The following is a 14,616-nucleotide window of genomic DNA, read 5'->3' on the forward strand; positions in this document are numbered from 1 at the left end:
CGTTACCCCTCCTCACTCCAAGCTGGGTGCGCTAGTAGAGCCGCCATCATGCGAACACCGCGCAGTTGGTTCGACAGGGGCAAATGGCCATCCGGGGCGCTCAAATCCCAAATAAAGCCGCCGGGGTAGCGCGTCCAGATGTTGTCGTCCTTCCAGGCAATGCGGGGCCAAAACTTATCCCAATTTTGGCCGAGGCTGAGCCAGAGACGGCGCTGCACTGAGAAGCCAAACTTACCCTCAGAGTAGATCAGCCACAGTCGGTCAATGGTACGCAAATCCTCTACTGGAAACTGCTCCACCTCGGTGAAATAGACCCACTTGCGCTTTACCGCCGTTGGCCCCGCCAGTTCGCACAGCTTCGCCAGCGTCATCCGGTCCGCCTCTTCAAAGTCTTGCTGAATCAACAGCGATTGCAGCGGCCCGTAGTCAACCCCCTGCTCCGACGGCGTCGGCATTCGCCCCTGGGGCCAATGCTGCGCCAGAGAATGACGCAGATTCTCCTGCTCCGTAGCGTAGAGCACTTGAAAGATCTTGCCGTCTAAAATTGTTGGCGGCTCGTCTTTGCGCCCCACCAAAGTTGCGGTCAATGCCTCAATTCCCTCCTGCCCCAGGGCCAGCAGCTCATGCACCGCCGAGAGCTGCTTCTTCAGCGAATCGCCCTGCAACTGGTTGCGCAAATCCACTAATGTGTCGCTGTCCGAAACCATAGATACCGCATGAGAGTGCCCGCTCTCAATGATAGAACGTGTTGGGTAGGGCGGTGAAGTGGGGAGCGGGGGAGTAGGCGAGTGGGCGGGTAGGCGAGTGAGGAGGTGAGAGGATAACTCCACCACCCCCACTCCCTACTCCTTACCCATCCACCCGCCTACCCTCTCTCCAACTCCTCCGGCATCCTATAGCCGTGCTCAAAGGCAAAGCGCACGATCTGCGATCGGTTCTCGAGGTTGAGTTTAGCCAGCATGTTGCTGAGGTGAGTTTGCACCGTGCGGGGGCTTAGAAAGAGGTGTTCGCCAATCTGTTTGTTAGTGAAGCCCTGGACAACTTCCCAAAATACACGCTCCTCAGCCGGGGAAAGGGGTAGGGGAGTTGGCTGAAGAGCCGACTGTTCCAGCATGCGCTCTAGGGCACTGTGGAGACGCTGCGATCGCGCGATCGCCCCTTTGACCTTGGCAATCAGCTCCTGCGCCGAGAAGGGCTTAACCAAATAGTCATCAGCCCCGAGCATGTGACCCTGCACCCGGTTAGTCAGCTCTCCCAGGCCAGAGAGAAAGATAAATGGCACCATTTCTCCGGCGGGGCTAGAGCGCAGGTGATGGCAAAACTCGAACCCATTCATGCCCGGCATCACCACGTCTGACACCACCACGTCCGCAGGTTGATTGCACAACAAATCTAGCGCCTCTTGGCCTGAGGTCGCGCTCATCACCTCAAACCCCTGAGCCTTTAAGTGCCGGGTCAATGCCGTTTGCAATATGGGATCGTCGTCAACAATTAAAACCGTATTCATACATTTAAAGTCTCAACGGCAAAGCAGACTAGGGCTGAGGGCAAAGGCTAGCAATCTATAGCGTCACCGCCACCACTGACTACAACGGCTGCAGCAAACAATCGCTATCTCAATGTCTAGAGAGACTTAGGGGCTGGCGGCTCTCCAGACGTTCACACCCAGATTTAAATCGTGGCTAAACGAGCAAAAATGTGGGTTAAAGCGCATTAGACTATGGGATGTTTTGTCGTTTGCGGGCAATTTGCGATGTACGAACGGATCACTCCCCCGACAGTAGGCGATCGCATCACCTTTAAAGATGGCGAACCCGTCGTGCCAGATACGCCTATCATTCCCTACATCCGTGGTGATGGAACGGGGGTAGATATTTGGCCCGCCGCCCAGCGAGTGTTTGACGCGGCGGTGGCCGCAGCCTACGGCGGCAAGCGCGAGATTGTCTGGTTTCGGGTCTACGCTGGCGACGAAGCCTGTGAGCAGTACGGCACCTACCAATACCTGCCCAACGATACCCTCAAAGCCATTGAAGAGTTCGGCGTGGCGATCAAGGGCCCTCTCACTACCCCAGTCGGCGGCGGCATTCGCTCGCTCAACGTGGCCCTGCGGCAGATTAACGACCTCTACGCCTGCGTGCGCCCCTGTAAGTACTACGCCGGTACCCCCTCCCCCCACCGCAGCCCCGAAAAGCTCGACGTCATTATCTATAGAGAGAACACCGAAGATATTTACCTGGGCATCGAGTGGAAGCAGGGCGACCCGATTGGCGACCAGCTGATCAAGTACCTTAATACTGAGCTGATCCCGGCCACCCCAGAGCACGGCAAAAAGCAGATTCCCCTCGACTCGGGCATTGGCATCAAGCCAATTAGCAAAACCGGTAGCCAGCGCTTGGTGCGCCGTGCCATGAAGCACGCCCTGCGTCTGCCCAAAGACAAGCAGCAGGTCACTCTGGTGCACAAGGGCAACATCATGAAGTACACCGAAGGGGCCTTCCGCGACTGGGGCTACGAGCTGGCCACCTCAGAATTTCGCGCTGACTGCGTCACCGAACGCGAGTCCTGGATTTTGGGCAATAAAGAAGCCAATCCTGACCTCTCCACCGAAGACAACGCCCGCCAGATCGAGCCAGGATACGACGCCCTCACCCCCGAGAAGAAAGCCGCTATTCACACCGAAGTCGAGGGCATTCTCGCCGCCATTTGGGAAACCCACGGCAACGGCCAGTGGAAAGACAAGATCATGGTGAACGATCGCATCGCCGACAGCATCTTCCAGCAGATCCAGACCCGGCCCGATGAGTACTCCATCCTCGCCACCATGAACTTAAATGGCGACTACCTCTCCGATGCGGCAGCGGCCATCGTCGGCGGCCTGGGCATGGGACCAGGGGCCAACATTGGCGACACCTGCGCCATCTTTGAGGCCACCCACGGCACTGCCCCCAAGCACGCTGGGCTAGACCGCATCAACCCCGGCTCTGTGATTCTCTCTGGGGTGATGATGCTGGAGTACATGGGCTGGCAAGAGGCCGCGGACCTAATTAAGAAAGGTATGGGGGCAGCGATCGCCTCCCGCGAAGTTACCTACGACCTGGCCCGCCTAATGGAGCCGCCGGTCAACCCACCGCTGAAGTGCTCGGAGTTTGCCGAGGCGATCGTCAAACACTTTGACGACTAGCTGAGAGGTTTAGGGGGTGTAGGGTCTAAGGCACAGCTTCTCCCCTACACCCCCTAAACCTCATACCCACTCTTTTGTGATAACCTAGAAAAGTTGTCAAAAACCACACATTCGAATTTTCGGGTCTTTCCTATGGAAAGCACGTTCGAATGGAGGATTAACCCGAAAGGAGTCAAAATCAAATGCCCGTTATTACTCTCCCTGAGCTACTAGAATCTGGGGTTCACTTCGGCCACCAAACCCGCCGCTGGAATCCCAAGATGGATCAGTACATCTTCACCTCCCGCAACGGCGTTCACATCATTGACCTGGTGCAGACCGCTCAGCTGATGGAAGAAGCCTATAGATTTGTCCGCACTGCGGCTGAGCAGGGGCAAAAGTTTCTGTTCATTGGCACCAAGCGCCAGGCGGCTGGCATTGTGGCCCAAGAATCTGCCCGCTGCGGCTCTCACTACGTCAACCAGCGCTGGCTGGGCGGCATGCTGACCAACTGGGAAACCATCAAGTCTCGCGCCAACCGCCTTAAAGAGCTTGAGCGTATGGAAGAACTGGGTGCCATTGACCTGCGCCCCAAAAAAGAAGCCGCCGTACTGCGCCGCGAGCTAGAGAAGCTGCAAAAGTACCTGGGTGGTATCAAAACCATGCGCAAGGTACCCGATGTTGCCATCATCGTCGACATCAAGCGCGAATACAACGCGGTGTCGGAATGCCACAAGCTGGGCATTCCCATCATTTCGCTGCTAGATACTAACTGCGATCCTGATCTAGTAGATGTGCCCATCCCCGGCAACGATGACGCCATTCGCTCCATCAAGCTGATTTTGGGCAAGCTGGCCGACGCCATCTACGAAGGCTCCAACGGCGCCAAGGCTCGCGGCAACGATGACGATTACGAAGACTACGATGGTGGCGAAGACGACGAGTACGGCTACGACGCCCCCGCCGCCGATAGCGACGACTAGACCTTAATTCGCTTTGTTCTCCTACTGGAGAGGAATTTAGGAGTCTAGGTGTGTTGGGCAAAGGCAGAATATTCTGCCTTTGCCCAATAGTTGCCTTAGTGAAGGTGGCCCTAGGGGTTTAAGCTGAACTAGGGCCTTTTCCCTGAGTTTGTATTGAGTTTGACGATAGCGCGTTAGGACGGTAAATCACCATGGCAGAAATTTCTGCAAAGCTCGTTAAAGACCTGCGCGACAAGACCGGCGCGGGCATGATGGATTGCAAAAAAGCCCTGAAAGAAAACGATGGCGACATCGAGAAGTCAATCGAGTGGCTGCGCCAGAAGGGCATTGCTTCGGCTACTAAGAAAGAAGGCCGGGTAGCCGCTGAGGGTTTAGTGGAGAGCTACATTCACACCGGCGGCCGGGTAGGCGTGCTGGTAGAGGTCAACTGCGAAACTGACTTTGTGGCCCGCCGCGATGAGTTCAAGACTCTGGTGCGCGACATTGCCATGCAGATTGCGGCCTGCCCCAACGTGGAGTATGTGCGCGTCAGTGATATTCCTGCCGAGGTTGCTGCCAAAGAAAAGTCTATTGAGATGGGCCGCGACGACATCGCCAACAAGCCCGCCGCCATGCAGGAAAAGATCGTTGAAGGCCGTATTCAAAAGCGTCTTAAGGAGCTTTCCCTGGTCGATCAGCCCTTTATCAAAGATCAGAACATCTCTGTAGAAGAGCTGATTAAGCAGGTAGTTTCTAAACTGGGCGAAAATATCCAGGTGCGGCGCTTTTCTCGGTTTGTGCTGGGTGAGGGCATTGAGAAAGAAGAGACCAACTTTGCCGAGGAAGTCGCGGCTCAGGCTGGTCTCAACAAAAAAGAAGAACCCGTAGCCGAGGCCGAACCGGCAGCCGAGCCGAAGGCCGAAGCTGCGCCTAAGAAAGAAAAGGGCAAGAAGAAGAAGTAAGGCTAGGATGAGCCAACTTCAGGCTAGGGGCTAACGGTTGAGTTAGCAATGGTCACAGACCACCCCTTAGCCATCGCCAATAGCGGGGGCGCCAGTATTGCGTCCCCGCTTTCAATATTTCCCTATAATCCAGATATGGCATGGGCAAGGCGGTATGGTAAGGCCAGTTGAAAGCATTCGCAAAGATCTCAATGGGTTAGAGGGTGCCACCGCCACCCTGGCCGAAGAGTTTAGCCAAATTTATGCCACCTATCTGACGGTGCTGGGGCAGACGGTGCGGCGACAGGTTGTGATGGCCACTTACCACCTTTGTACCCAGGTCTACCCTGAAGAGTTTTTGGCCCTATCCGTGAGCGATCGCGGCCGCTTGCAGCAGGGCATGCAAACCCTGGGGAACAAAGCCCAGGGCTGGCTACAGCAGCTTATGGAGCCCGACCCATCTCCAGCTGAGCCCAATCTTGACCGCGACGACCTCAATCGCCTAGAAACTGCCCTGGTGGCCCTAACCAAGCCCTCGGCAGGGGCAGTTTTGACGCCTGCTGACGAGGTTTTGGAACAGTCTGATCAAACAGAAGCTGATGAGACCGACTCTGAGGTAATCGCGGAGCCTGGAGAAGCAGCCATAGAGGGGACAATTGCTGAAGACTCTGGTGCCAGAGATGCTGACGCCGAACACTTCGGTGCCGAGCACTCCAATGAGAATTCGGTTTCAGAGCCTGCTGAAGCCTCGCCGCCGTCCTCAGATGACGAGTCCTCCTCCGATGGTGAGGCCTCGGCGATCGACCCTAAGCAGCTCATTCAGTCTGTCTTAATGGCGGCTATTTCCAGCGATATAGAAGACGTATTTCGCGATCGCCCTTTCACTGGCGACCCGATGACCCCTACCTTAGTCGCCAAACACCATCTAATTCTGGAACAGAGAATCCGCGACGTACTCCAGCGCGTCTCTAAAAAAGCTAACCGGCTGTTGCGTAAGTCCCAGGTGATTCCTGACTTACCCGAGTCGGTATTAGAGGTTGCCTCCGATGCGGACATGGCAGTTCCTAAGGGGCGCGCCGTCCCCAACGTGCTCAACGTGCTGGTAGCCATGGCTGGGGATGTAGCTGCTGAGTTTGACCGCCAACAGACCGAACGTGATGAGGAAGAAGCCGACGGATCAGACGACGAGGAAGAAGCCTTAGAAAGCACCATGACCCATTTGGCCGCCGTTCAGCTGCGTCTGGCTGACCTAGAGTTAGGGGATGTGCAGACTGCTCTATGGCGCAGCAAACTGCGCACTGCCGTGGGTCGGCTACGCAAGCTGGGTAAACAGTACCAGCGGGCCGAGCGTGAGCTGGCGATCGCCCAAGCTGAGCAAGCTTGGCGAGCGGTCTGGTACGACGACTCATCCCGGTAGGGATCTGGGGAAGCATCCATGACAGAAGCACAGACCTCCCTACCCGACTGGGTGCGGCTTCAGCGAGCCCTCTCGGTCGAGGCCGAGACCGGCTTCAACAATTTGGTGGGCAAACAGCAGATCTTCAACGAATTTCTGCGCGATAGTCTGCAACAGCCTCCGGCCGTTCTCCCCGGCGATCAGCAGCAGTCGTGGCAGAGCCTGGCCAAAAAGTACAACGGCTACACCGACCTCAGCTTTGCCCAACGCCAGCACTTGGTAGCTGAGACCCGTCGCTTTCTCTACAGCACCCAGCGCCTGCTAGAAAAATTTGCCGAGACCAAATCCCTCCGTACCCGTGAAGGCAGCGCTACAGACGCTCAGAAATCAACTACAGCCAAAACATCCAAAACATCTAAAGCCCCTAAAACTACTCAGCTAGCTGAGGCATCTGGCACCGGCGGCTTTCGTTTTGGCCTTGACCAGCCCGTCACCTACCTAAAAGGCATTGGCCCTAAAAATAGCGAGCGCTTGGCCAAACTAGGCATCTTCACCGTGCAGGATGTGCTCTACTACTATCCTCGCGACCACATCAACTACGCCCAGCAGGTCAAAATTCGCGATCTAGAACCCGGCGAAACCGTCACCATCGTCGGCACCGTCAAGCGGGTCAACTGCTTCACCAGCCCCCGCAACAAAAAGCTCACCATCTTTGAACTTCAGCTCTCCGACGGCAGCGGCACCCTCAAGCTCAACCGCTTCTACCCTGGCGGTCGCTACGCCACCCCAAGCTGGCAGCAGCAGCAAAAGCGCCAGTATCCCCAGGGGGCGATCGTTGCCGCCTCCGGTTTGGTCAAAGACAGCAAGTTTGGGGTGACGCTGGAAGATCCGCATCTAGAAGTGTTGGACAGTTTGAGCGATCGCATCGAATCGCTCACCATTGGTCGCATGGTACCGGTCTATTCCCTCACCGAAGGCGTCCCCGCAGACCTGGTGCGCAAAGCAGTAGCGGCTGCCCTACCAGCGGTACCCGAACTTCAGGATCCCCTGCCGGTGGATCTGCGGCAGCGGTATGAGCTGGTGAAGGTGGAGGATGCGATCGCCCAAATCCACTTCCCCGATGACGACGAAAATCTGGCCCAGGCCCGTCGCCGCCTAGTATTCGACGAATTTCTCTACCTCCAGCTAGGCCTCCTGCGTCGTCGCCAGCAGCAGCAGGCCCAGCAAACCGCCATTACCCTCGCCCCCACCGGGAAGCTGATCGACCAGTTCTATGGCGTGATTCCCTTTAGCCTTACCGGTGCCCAGCAGCGGGTGGTCAACGACATTCTCTCTGACCTGCAAAAGCCCGTACCCATGAACCGCCTGGTGCAGGGGGATGTCGGTTCCGGTAAAACCGTCGTTGCTGTAGTCGCCACTCTCGCTGCAATTCAGTCGGGCTATCAGGCCGCCATCATGGCCCCCACCGAGGTGTTAGCCGAGCAGCACTACCGCAAGCTGGTGGAATGGTTCAACCAGCTGCACCTCACTGTGGAACTGCTCACTGGCTCCACTCGCGCCGCCAAACGTCGCAAAATGCTGGGCGAACTGGCCACTGGCGAACTGCCCATCCTCGTCGGCACCCATGCCCTGATCGAAGACCCGGTGCAGTTCCGCGATCTGGGCCTAGTGGTAATTGACGAACAGCACCGCTTTGGCGTGCAGCAGCGGGCTAGGCTCACCCAAAAAGGGGCAAATCCCCACGTGCTCACCCTCACCGCTACCCCCATTCCCCGCACCCTGACACTGACCATGCATGGCGATTTGGATGTGAGCCAAATTGACGAACTGCCGCCCGGGCGCAAAGCGATCCAAACCACGCTGCTGACGAACAAAGAACGCACCCACGCCTACGACCTCATCCGGCGCGAAATTGCCCAGGGTCGCCAGGTCTACGTGGTGCTTCCCCTAGTCGAAGAATCCGAAAAGCTCGACCTCAAATCCGCAGTGGAGGAACACCAGCGGCTAGCGGAGGTCATCTTTCCAGAATTCACTGTCGGTCTGCTTCACGGACGCATGTCTTCCGCCGAGAAAGACGTCGCTATTACCGCCTTCCGCAACCAGGAATCCCACATTTTGGTATCGACCACCGTGGTAGAAGTGGGCGTCGATGTGCCCAACGCTTCGGTAATGCTGATCGAGCACGCCGAGCGGTTTGGCCTTTCTCAGCTCCACCAGCTGCGGGGCCGAGTCGGGCGCGGTGCCGCCCAATCATTTTGCCTATTGCTCAGCGGCAGCCGCAGCGAAACCGCCATTCAGCGCCTCAAAGTGCTGGAGCAATCCCAAGACGGCTTCTTTATTGCTGAGATGGACCTGCGCTTTCGCGGTCCTGGAGAAGTGCTAGGCACCCGTCAGTCGGGCCTGCCCGATTTCGCTCTAGCCAGTTTGATCGAAGACCAGGACGTATTAACGCTAGCCCGCGAGGCAGCAGAAGCCATGCTGAAAGAAGATCCAAACCTAGCCCGCTGGCCCAAACTAGCGAAGGAACTCCAGCGGCGCTACGAAAAACTGATGGGCGGCACAATCATGACCTAGCCTGTGAGTCCAGCCCTCAAATTTTCCTATCGGTAGCTATAAGAAAACCTGGATCCTCGCCAATGCCTCAGTCTCCCAGCATCTCCAGCACCACCTTGGGCTGAAGTTTCGTCTTAAACCACACCACCTGGGCTGGAACGTTGGCAATATCTACCCCAGCATTCTCCAGGTTGAGCCGTTCTGAAACCGCCAAAATTAGGTTATTGCGCCCCGACTTGCGCACCTGGGCAAACTTCTTCCGCAGGTATTCAGGCCGCCAATAGCCAACAATCTCCAGCAAAAACTCGCGCCCGTCGGGGTGCACCAGGCGAAAGTCGGGGATCATCACGCTGCCAGGCAGGGGTACCAGATCCACCTCCCGCTCTAGTCGCCAGGGGGTTTTGGCCGGCCAGCGGCTGACGAACGACTCCTCAATCATGCTGTCGTAGGTTTTGCCAGGGGGATAGTGGGTAACCAAACCACAGTCGCTGTCGAGGGTAAATTGGCGGGGTTTTACCTGTTGAGTAAAGTTGTCCTTCATTTGCAAGGTTGCCGTCAGTCGCCACTTACTGACATGGAGAATAGCGGGAATCAACTTGGCAATATCGACTCCATAGCGCGTGCTGGGTTTAAACAGGCTGGCAGGGCCGTCGATGGTGATGGTAAACCCCTGATCGGCGTCGCCCTCGATATAGGTCATCAGCCGAAACAGCTTCAGGTAGCGAAACATGAGCTTGTACTCGCCGGGGTCATTGCGGTACAAGTGCATCACCAAGTCGCTGGCCTTATAAAACACCCCCTGGGTCTGCGATAGGTTGTAGCGATGGAGCAGGGCATCGGGAGTGGGGGAGTCAAACTCAATCAGAATGTGGTTGTCTTGGCGATCGGCGTAGAGCCCCTGACGGAGGTCAGGCACCGATACTTCCCGATCCAGCTCTTCAGAAAGCTGCTGGCCAAGGGCTGTCAAATGAGCTTCAGCCGCCTTGGGAGACGGAATTGATTGAGCGGACAGCGCAAACACTCGCCGCCGCAGCTCAATTGGCTCTAGCGGGCTCACCACATCAAACGTGGCAAAGCTATTGCGCAGAATGTGGGCTAGCCCCCGCTTGATGCGGTAGTTAGTGTCTTCGCCCTCTAGATCTTGCAGCTGGCGATTGAGGTCACCTTGGGTGCGGCCCACCTGCTGCTGAAAGAGTTGAATGAGATCGGCGGCGATCGCCCGATTCGCCCCATCCAACGCCAGCCGTTTGGGCTGTAGCCCCTCGCCCTGAAATCGGTAAATTAACAGCTCGCTCGGTAACGTTGACCTCACCTCCAGGCAGAATTCAAATGGGCAGCAGAGGCCTTTAGATTGGCCTTAAGATTGAATCATCGCCCAGGGATAGCCCCACATCCACGAATCTTAGCGAATATCACCATGCTTAACTTCCAGCCGCTGGGCTTTATTCAGCAGGCCCTCGCTACCGACCTAGGGGTCATGGCCTACTACACTCCCGGCGGCTGGCCTTGGCAGGTGGATAACCCCACGACCCGTCCGCCCCTCGTTTTTCTACACAGCCTCGGGGGCGGCTCCTCAGCCTTTGAATGGTCTAAGGTATACGCCGCCTTTGGTGCCACCCATCGGGTGATTGCCCCTGATTTGATTGGCTGGGGGCAATCAACCCATCCGCCCCGCGCTTACTCGACCGAAGACTACTTCTACATGATCACCCACCTACTGGAGTCCGTGGCTGAGCCCCCGACCCTAGTAGCGGCTACCTCCCTTACAGCCGGGGTAGTGATCCGCTTAGCGGGACTACGGCCCGATTTATTTAAAGGCCTGTTTCTGGTATCACCCTCTGGCAACAGCGATTTTGGCCGCGACTACAAAGCCAGTCTGCCCGCCCTTCTGGCTAGTACGCCTGGCGTGGACAAACTGCTGTACCAGGTAGGGGCCGCCAATGAGCTAGCGGTGCGATCGTTCCTCTCCACCTTTCTCTTTGCCGACTCTCGTCGCATTACCCCAGAAACGGTACAGGGCTATCTCGCCTGCACTCAGCAACCCAATGCTGAATATTCTGCCCTAGCCTCCCTCAATGGATCGGTCAGCTTTGACCTGTCGCGCTATATTCACCAGCTGCAAACCCCTACCACCATCTTGCTAGGAGCTGAGTCGCGGTTTAGCGCTCCAGCAATGGTCAAACGGTTGGCCAGCCTCAACCCCAAAGCCATTCAAACGGTGATAGAAATACCCCACTCTGGGGTATTACCCCACGTGGAGCATCCTGCTGTGGTGATTGGTCTGTTGCGGCAGTTTCTTGCTACCCACAGTAGCTAGCCCTGGCCGAGTATTCTGCCTGCCCACTAGCGCTTGCCCACTGGAGAGCTCAATTTCTTGCCAACCATTTTTGGCCGTTGAGCCGACGTAGGGTAAACAGCACCAGCAAGTCTAGGGTAATTTTGCGCTCGTCACCCATGAACTGCTCAATGGTGCTGGGCTGAGAGCCTCTATCGGCAAAGTAGAACAGCTTGGGGCTAGAGATATTCTCTTTTGTGAAGGCAATATTGAACTGGCGATTCCCCGAAGGGGAGGCTTCGCCATCGCCCTTTTGCCACTGCCCCTTTACGTGCCAATACTGCTCATCATCACTGATACCAAACACCTCTAGGGGCCGCTGATCGAGGGTGAGCTGAATATCGTCAATGCCCTTATCCTTCAGCGCTGACTCTAGTGTCGGAATAAAGTGCTGCTCAATAAACTCAGTGAACGGCTTGTCTTCTAGCGCCGGGGGCTTTTCCTTCTTAGGAGCGGCTTTGGGTGCGGTTTTGGGTTCAGCACCAGCCTCTGCCTTGGGGGCAGCTTTAGCCTTGGCCTGAGGCGCAGCATCTGCCGCTTGAGCCTCTGACTGAGGAGCAGGGGTATCCTCAGCGGGGGCAGAGTCTACTGGAGGGGTCTTTTCGTCAGCCATACAAAGGGAAACCTACAACAGCAATCTGGGCAAGCTCAGTGGATTGAGTCGCTCTCCCAGTTGTTCTTTCCCATACTAGAGGAAAGGCCCCTAAAACGCATGCTTTGCTGGCAAAAAAACGGTATCTATCCTCAAGACAGACACCGTTTTTGGGTCATCGACCGACTCTAGCAGTTAACCCTGGGGTGCCAAGTGCAGCATCTCTTTGCGAATAGTCGCTATATCAGAGGGGGCACCATTGCCATGGCGGATACCAATGGCCTCAAGGTCACTCTCCACCATCAGGTGCACCAGTTCCTCAAAGGTGACGCTAGGCTCCCAGCCCAGAGCCTGACGGGCTTTGGTTGAGTCACCAATTAGCAGTTCCACTTCAGCAGGCCGCAGGTAGCGGGGGTCAAACTCCACGTAGTCATGCCAGTCGAGGTTGACATGGTTAAAGGCAATGTCTAAAAACTCGCTGATAGCGTGGGTTTCGTTAGTCGCCACCACGTAGTCATCAGGCTTGTCTTGCTGCAGCATCAACCACATAGCCTTGACATAGTCTTTGGCATAGCCCCAGTCACGCTTAGCGTCGAGATTGCCCAGATACAGCTTTTTCTGCTGACCGGCCACAATGCGGGCTACCGCTCGAGTAATTTTGCGAGTCACAAAGGTCTCGCCCCGCCGAGGCGACTCGTGGTTAAACAAAATGCCGTTGCAGGCAAACAGGTCGTAGGACTCGCGGTAGTTAATCGTTTGCCAGTGGGCAAAGACTTTAGCGCAGGCGTAGGGGCTACGGGGATAGAATGGCGTGGTTTCCGTTTGGGGAATTTCTTGCACTTTGCCAAACATTTCCGAGGAGCCAGCTTGATAAAAGCGCACTTCTAGACCTGTGCGCTGCTGGTAGTCACGGATGGCCTCAAGAAGCCGCAGCGTACCCATGCCAACACAGTCCACGGTGTATTCGGGCGAATCAAAGCTCACCCGCACGTGGGACTGAGCACCCAGGTTATAAACCTCCTGGGGCTGCACCTGTTCAAGAATGCGCCGTAGCATAGTGCCATCAGTCAAATCGCCGTAGTGCAAAAACAGACGCGCTTCGGCACTATGAGGATCAACGTAGACATGGTCGATTCGGTCAGTATTGAATGTAGAGGTGCGGCGAATAATACCGTGAACCTCGTAGCCTTTATCTAGAAGTAATTCTGCTAAATAAGATCCATCCTGACCGGTAATACCAGTAATCAGGGCGCGTTTAGGTTGGCTCATAGGGTAAAAATCTGTACGGCATTGCTTGGCTGACCAAGCTTAATACAATCGGTGCGTTACTTAAATACAATCAAGTTAGTTCACCTAAGAATACCCAAATTACCGCTTAAGCGGGTAGATTATTCGTCGTCAAGTACCCTCGAGCTAGATAGGGCAAATCAACCACTACGCCGTTGGCTGCACCCACGCTGACCGTCAAGCCTGCTCCACCAGCTTTGGTGCGAATATAGCCTAAACCCCTTAAACCACCGGAAGTTTCAACCACACTAGTGAGTAAACCAACTTTTTCATCCCCGGCAAAAATAACTTCCCCTGGACCAACCGTGCCGTTTAGCTGAAGACCCCAGAGCTGTTGCTTAACCCCTTGATAGGTGTTTAATCGAGCAATAGTTTCTTGACCGATATAGCACCCCTTATCAAAGGCAATCGCGTCCCACAGCCCCGCTTCGAGAGGGTTGTAATCATCGGTGAGTTCGCGCTCTGGGGCAGGACGCCCCTGCTGCACCCTCAGCTGCTGCCAGAGCAGTTCTCCTGCTGGGATAATTCCAGCATCGGTAAGCTGTTGCCATACGGATGCTGCGCCTTCTACCGACACCAAAAGGGTGTACCCAGGCAGAGCTAAACCACTACCTACAGCCAAGCGTAGAGCAACACCACCGAGATCAACGCTTCGATGGTGGGCTGTAGACAAATCAGGTTCTAATTCAATACCTAAGTTCTTGAGGACAGCAGCACTGCTAGAGCCAACGAGGGAGAAAACAGCTATATCTGCGGTCAGGTTAGCCAGCGATACCTGATCGGCCGGAAAAATGTAGCGATCCATCCAGTCCATCAGGCGCTGATCTTGACCAGGGGAGGTGAGAATCAGCAGCGCCTCATCGGCCACATAGACGGTGGTCAGATCAATGGTTCTAGCGGTAGAGGTAACAAACACGGTGTCGCAGCCCTCGCCGGGCTGGCGTTGGGTAAACGTGTTTGTGGTCTGATTGTGAATAAACCGCAGGCGATCGCCCCCAGACATTTGAAGCACACCCCAATGGCTGCGATCGAACAGCACAGCTCCAGCTTTAACCGTTTCTAGGTCAGCAGCATTTTTAAATGTATTGGGAATCCCCTCTGACGACAAAATCGCGCCCTGGCTTTTCTGTAAATCCCGAAGTGCTTGCATTGTGGAAGCCATGTCTCGTTTGGGTTTTGCCTACTGATGGGCCTTGCTTATTTTAGAGTGTAGCGAGCGCCCACACTAACGCAAAAGCGCCCCCCCTGTGGGGAGCGCTGTTGTTCTAGTCAATCAGTGGGGTAGTCGTTGCAGACTAGCCGATGATTTCAGGCGCCTCAGCGGTAGCAAGGTCGAGGGGGAAGTTGTGAGCATTGCGCTCGTGCATCACTTCCATACCCAGGTTCGCCC

Annotated in this window: 12 protein-coding genes; 6 read left to right on the plus strand and 6 right to left on the minus strand. The window is 55.9% G+C overall.

The genetic code is table 11. The annotated features are described in order from the left end of the window. Positions 1 to 2 precede the first annotated feature (2 nt). On the minus strand, positions 3 to 707 hold the full coding sequence (locus tag H6F59_RS18310; RefSeq protein WP_190703417.1) for a GUN4 domain-containing protein: 705 nt from the start codon (positions 705 to 707) through the stop codon (positions 3 to 5). A 158-nt stretch (positions 708 to 865) separates the two neighbouring features. Then, positions 866 to 1,507: a response regulator transcription factor gene (locus H6F59_RS18315; protein WP_190703419.1), complete on the minus strand. Its 642-nt coding sequence runs from the start codon at positions 1,505 to 1,507 to the stop codon at positions 866 to 868. 246 nt (positions 1,508 to 1,753) lie between these two features. Between H6F59_RS18315 and H6F59_RS18320 the strand changes: the two genes are divergently transcribed. From H6F59_RS18320 to recG, 5 genes are all read left to right on the plus strand, one after another. Then, positions 1,754 to 3,181: an NADP-dependent isocitrate dehydrogenase gene (locus tag H6F59_RS18320; protein ID WP_190703422.1), complete on the plus strand. Its 1,428-nt coding sequence runs from the start codon at positions 1,754 to 1,756 to the stop codon at positions 3,179 to 3,181. A gap of 182 nt (positions 3,182 to 3,363) precedes the next feature. Beyond that, positions 3,364 to 4,143, plus strand: coding sequence for a 30S ribosomal protein S2 (gene rpsB / locus H6F59_RS18325; RefSeq protein ID WP_190522311.1), 780 nt, complete (start codon positions 3,364 to 3,366; stop codon positions 4,141 to 4,143). A gap of 191 nt (positions 4,144 to 4,334) precedes the next feature. Continuing rightward, the gene (tsf, locus tag H6F59_RS18330) at positions 4,335 to 5,084 is read left to right on the plus strand and encodes a translation elongation factor Ts (protein WP_190522308.1); all 750 of its coding nucleotides are present in this window, start codon (positions 4,335 to 4,337) and stop codon (positions 5,082 to 5,084) included. A 154-nt stretch (positions 5,085 to 5,238) separates the two neighbouring features. After that, a complete protein-coding gene (locus H6F59_RS18335; RefSeq protein WP_190703425.1) occupies positions 5,239 to 6,480 on the plus strand; it encodes a hypothetical protein in 1,242 nt (413 codons plus the stop codon). An 18-nt stretch (positions 6,481 to 6,498) separates the two neighbouring features. Next, positions 6,499 to 9,033: an ATP-dependent DNA helicase RecG gene (gene recG / locus H6F59_RS18340; RefSeq protein WP_190703428.1), complete on the plus strand. Its 2,535-nt coding sequence runs from the start codon at positions 6,499 to 6,501 to the stop codon at positions 9,031 to 9,033. A 67-nt stretch (positions 9,034 to 9,100) separates the two neighbouring features. Here the strand turns inward: recG and H6F59_RS18345 are convergent, their stop codons facing one another. Then, on the minus strand, positions 9,101 to 10,324 hold the full coding sequence (locus tag H6F59_RS18345; RefSeq protein ID WP_190703431.1) for a DUF790 family protein: 1,224 nt from the start codon (positions 10,322 to 10,324) through the stop codon (positions 9,101 to 9,103). Positions 10,325 to 10,429: 105 nt separating this feature from the next. Here H6F59_RS18345 and H6F59_RS18350 point away from each other — a divergent pair, with 105 nt between their 5' ends. After that, on the plus strand, positions 10,430 to 11,329 hold the full coding sequence (locus H6F59_RS18350; protein ID WP_190703434.1) for an alpha/beta fold hydrolase: 900 nt from the start codon (positions 10,430 to 10,432) through the stop codon (positions 11,327 to 11,329). 49 nt (positions 11,330 to 11,378) lie between these two features. Here H6F59_RS18350 and H6F59_RS18355 read toward each other — a convergent pair whose 3' ends face one another. The 3 genes from H6F59_RS18355 to H6F59_RS18365 all read right to left on the minus strand — a co-directional run bounded on the left by H6F59_RS18355 (position 11,379) and on the right by H6F59_RS18365 (position 14,376). Further along, a complete protein-coding gene (locus tag H6F59_RS18355; RefSeq protein WP_190703435.1) occupies positions 11,379 to 11,960 on the minus strand; it encodes a DUF2996 domain-containing protein in 582 nt (193 codons plus the stop codon). 174 nt (positions 11,961 to 12,134) lie between these two features. Continuing rightward, a complete protein-coding gene (gmd, locus tag H6F59_RS18360; RefSeq protein WP_190703438.1) occupies positions 12,135 to 13,208 on the minus strand; it encodes a GDP-mannose 4,6-dehydratase in 1,074 nt (357 codons plus the stop codon). 106 nt (positions 13,209 to 13,314) lie between these two features. After that, complete coding sequence (locus H6F59_RS18365) at positions 13,315 to 14,376, minus strand: folate-binding protein YgfZ (RefSeq protein ID WP_190703442.1); 1,062 nt, start codon at positions 14,374 to 14,376, stop codon at positions 13,315 to 13,317. Between the last annotated feature and the right edge of the window lie 240 nt (positions 14,377 to 14,616).

It is taken from the genome of Nodosilinea sp. FACHB-141, from assembly GCF_014696135.1.
Classification (GTDB): Bacteria; Cyanobacteriota; Cyanobacteriia; order Phormidesmidales; family Phormidesmidaceae; genus Nodosilinea.

Bases quoted from the DNA above. Each gene is read 5' to 3' on its own strand.
- H6F59_RS18310 (WP_190703417.1), bottom strand. From the start codon at position 707: ATGGTTTCGGACAGCGACACATTAGTGGATTTGCGCAACCAGTTGCAG.
- H6F59_RS18315 (WP_190703419.1), bottom strand. From the start codon at position 1,507: ATGAATACGGTTTTAATTGTTGACGACGATCCCATATTGCAAACGGCA.
- H6F59_RS18320 (WP_190703422.1), top strand. From the start codon at position 1,754: ATGTACGAACGGATCACTCCCCCGACAGTAGGCGATCGCATCACCTTT.
- rpsB (WP_190522311.1), top strand. From the start codon at position 3,364: ATGCCCGTTATTACTCTCCCTGAGCTACTAGAATCTGGGGTTCACTTC.
- tsf (WP_190522308.1), top strand. From the start codon at position 4,335: ATGGCAGAAATTTCTGCAAAGCTCGTTAAAGACCTGCGCGACAAGACC.
- H6F59_RS18335 (WP_190703425.1), top strand. From the start codon at position 5,239: ATGGTAAGGCCAGTTGAAAGCATTCGCAAAGATCTCAATGGGTTAGAG.
- recG (WP_190703428.1), top strand. From the start codon at position 6,499: ATGACAGAAGCACAGACCTCCCTACCCGACTGGGTGCGGCTTCAGCGA.
- H6F59_RS18350 (WP_190703434.1), top strand. From the start codon at position 10,430: ATGCTTAACTTCCAGCCGCTGGGCTTTATTCAGCAGGCCCTCGCTACC.
- H6F59_RS18355 (WP_190703435.1), bottom strand. From the start codon at position 11,960: ATGGCTGACGAAAAGACCCCTCCAGTAGACTCTGCCCCCGCTGAGGAT.
- gmd (WP_190703438.1), bottom strand. From the start codon at position 13,208: ATGAGCCAACCTAAACGCGCCCTGATTACTGGTATTACCGGTCAGGAT.
- H6F59_RS18365 (WP_190703442.1), bottom strand. From the start codon at position 14,376: ATGCAAGCACTTCGGGATTTACAGAAAAGCCAGGGCGCGATTTTGTCG.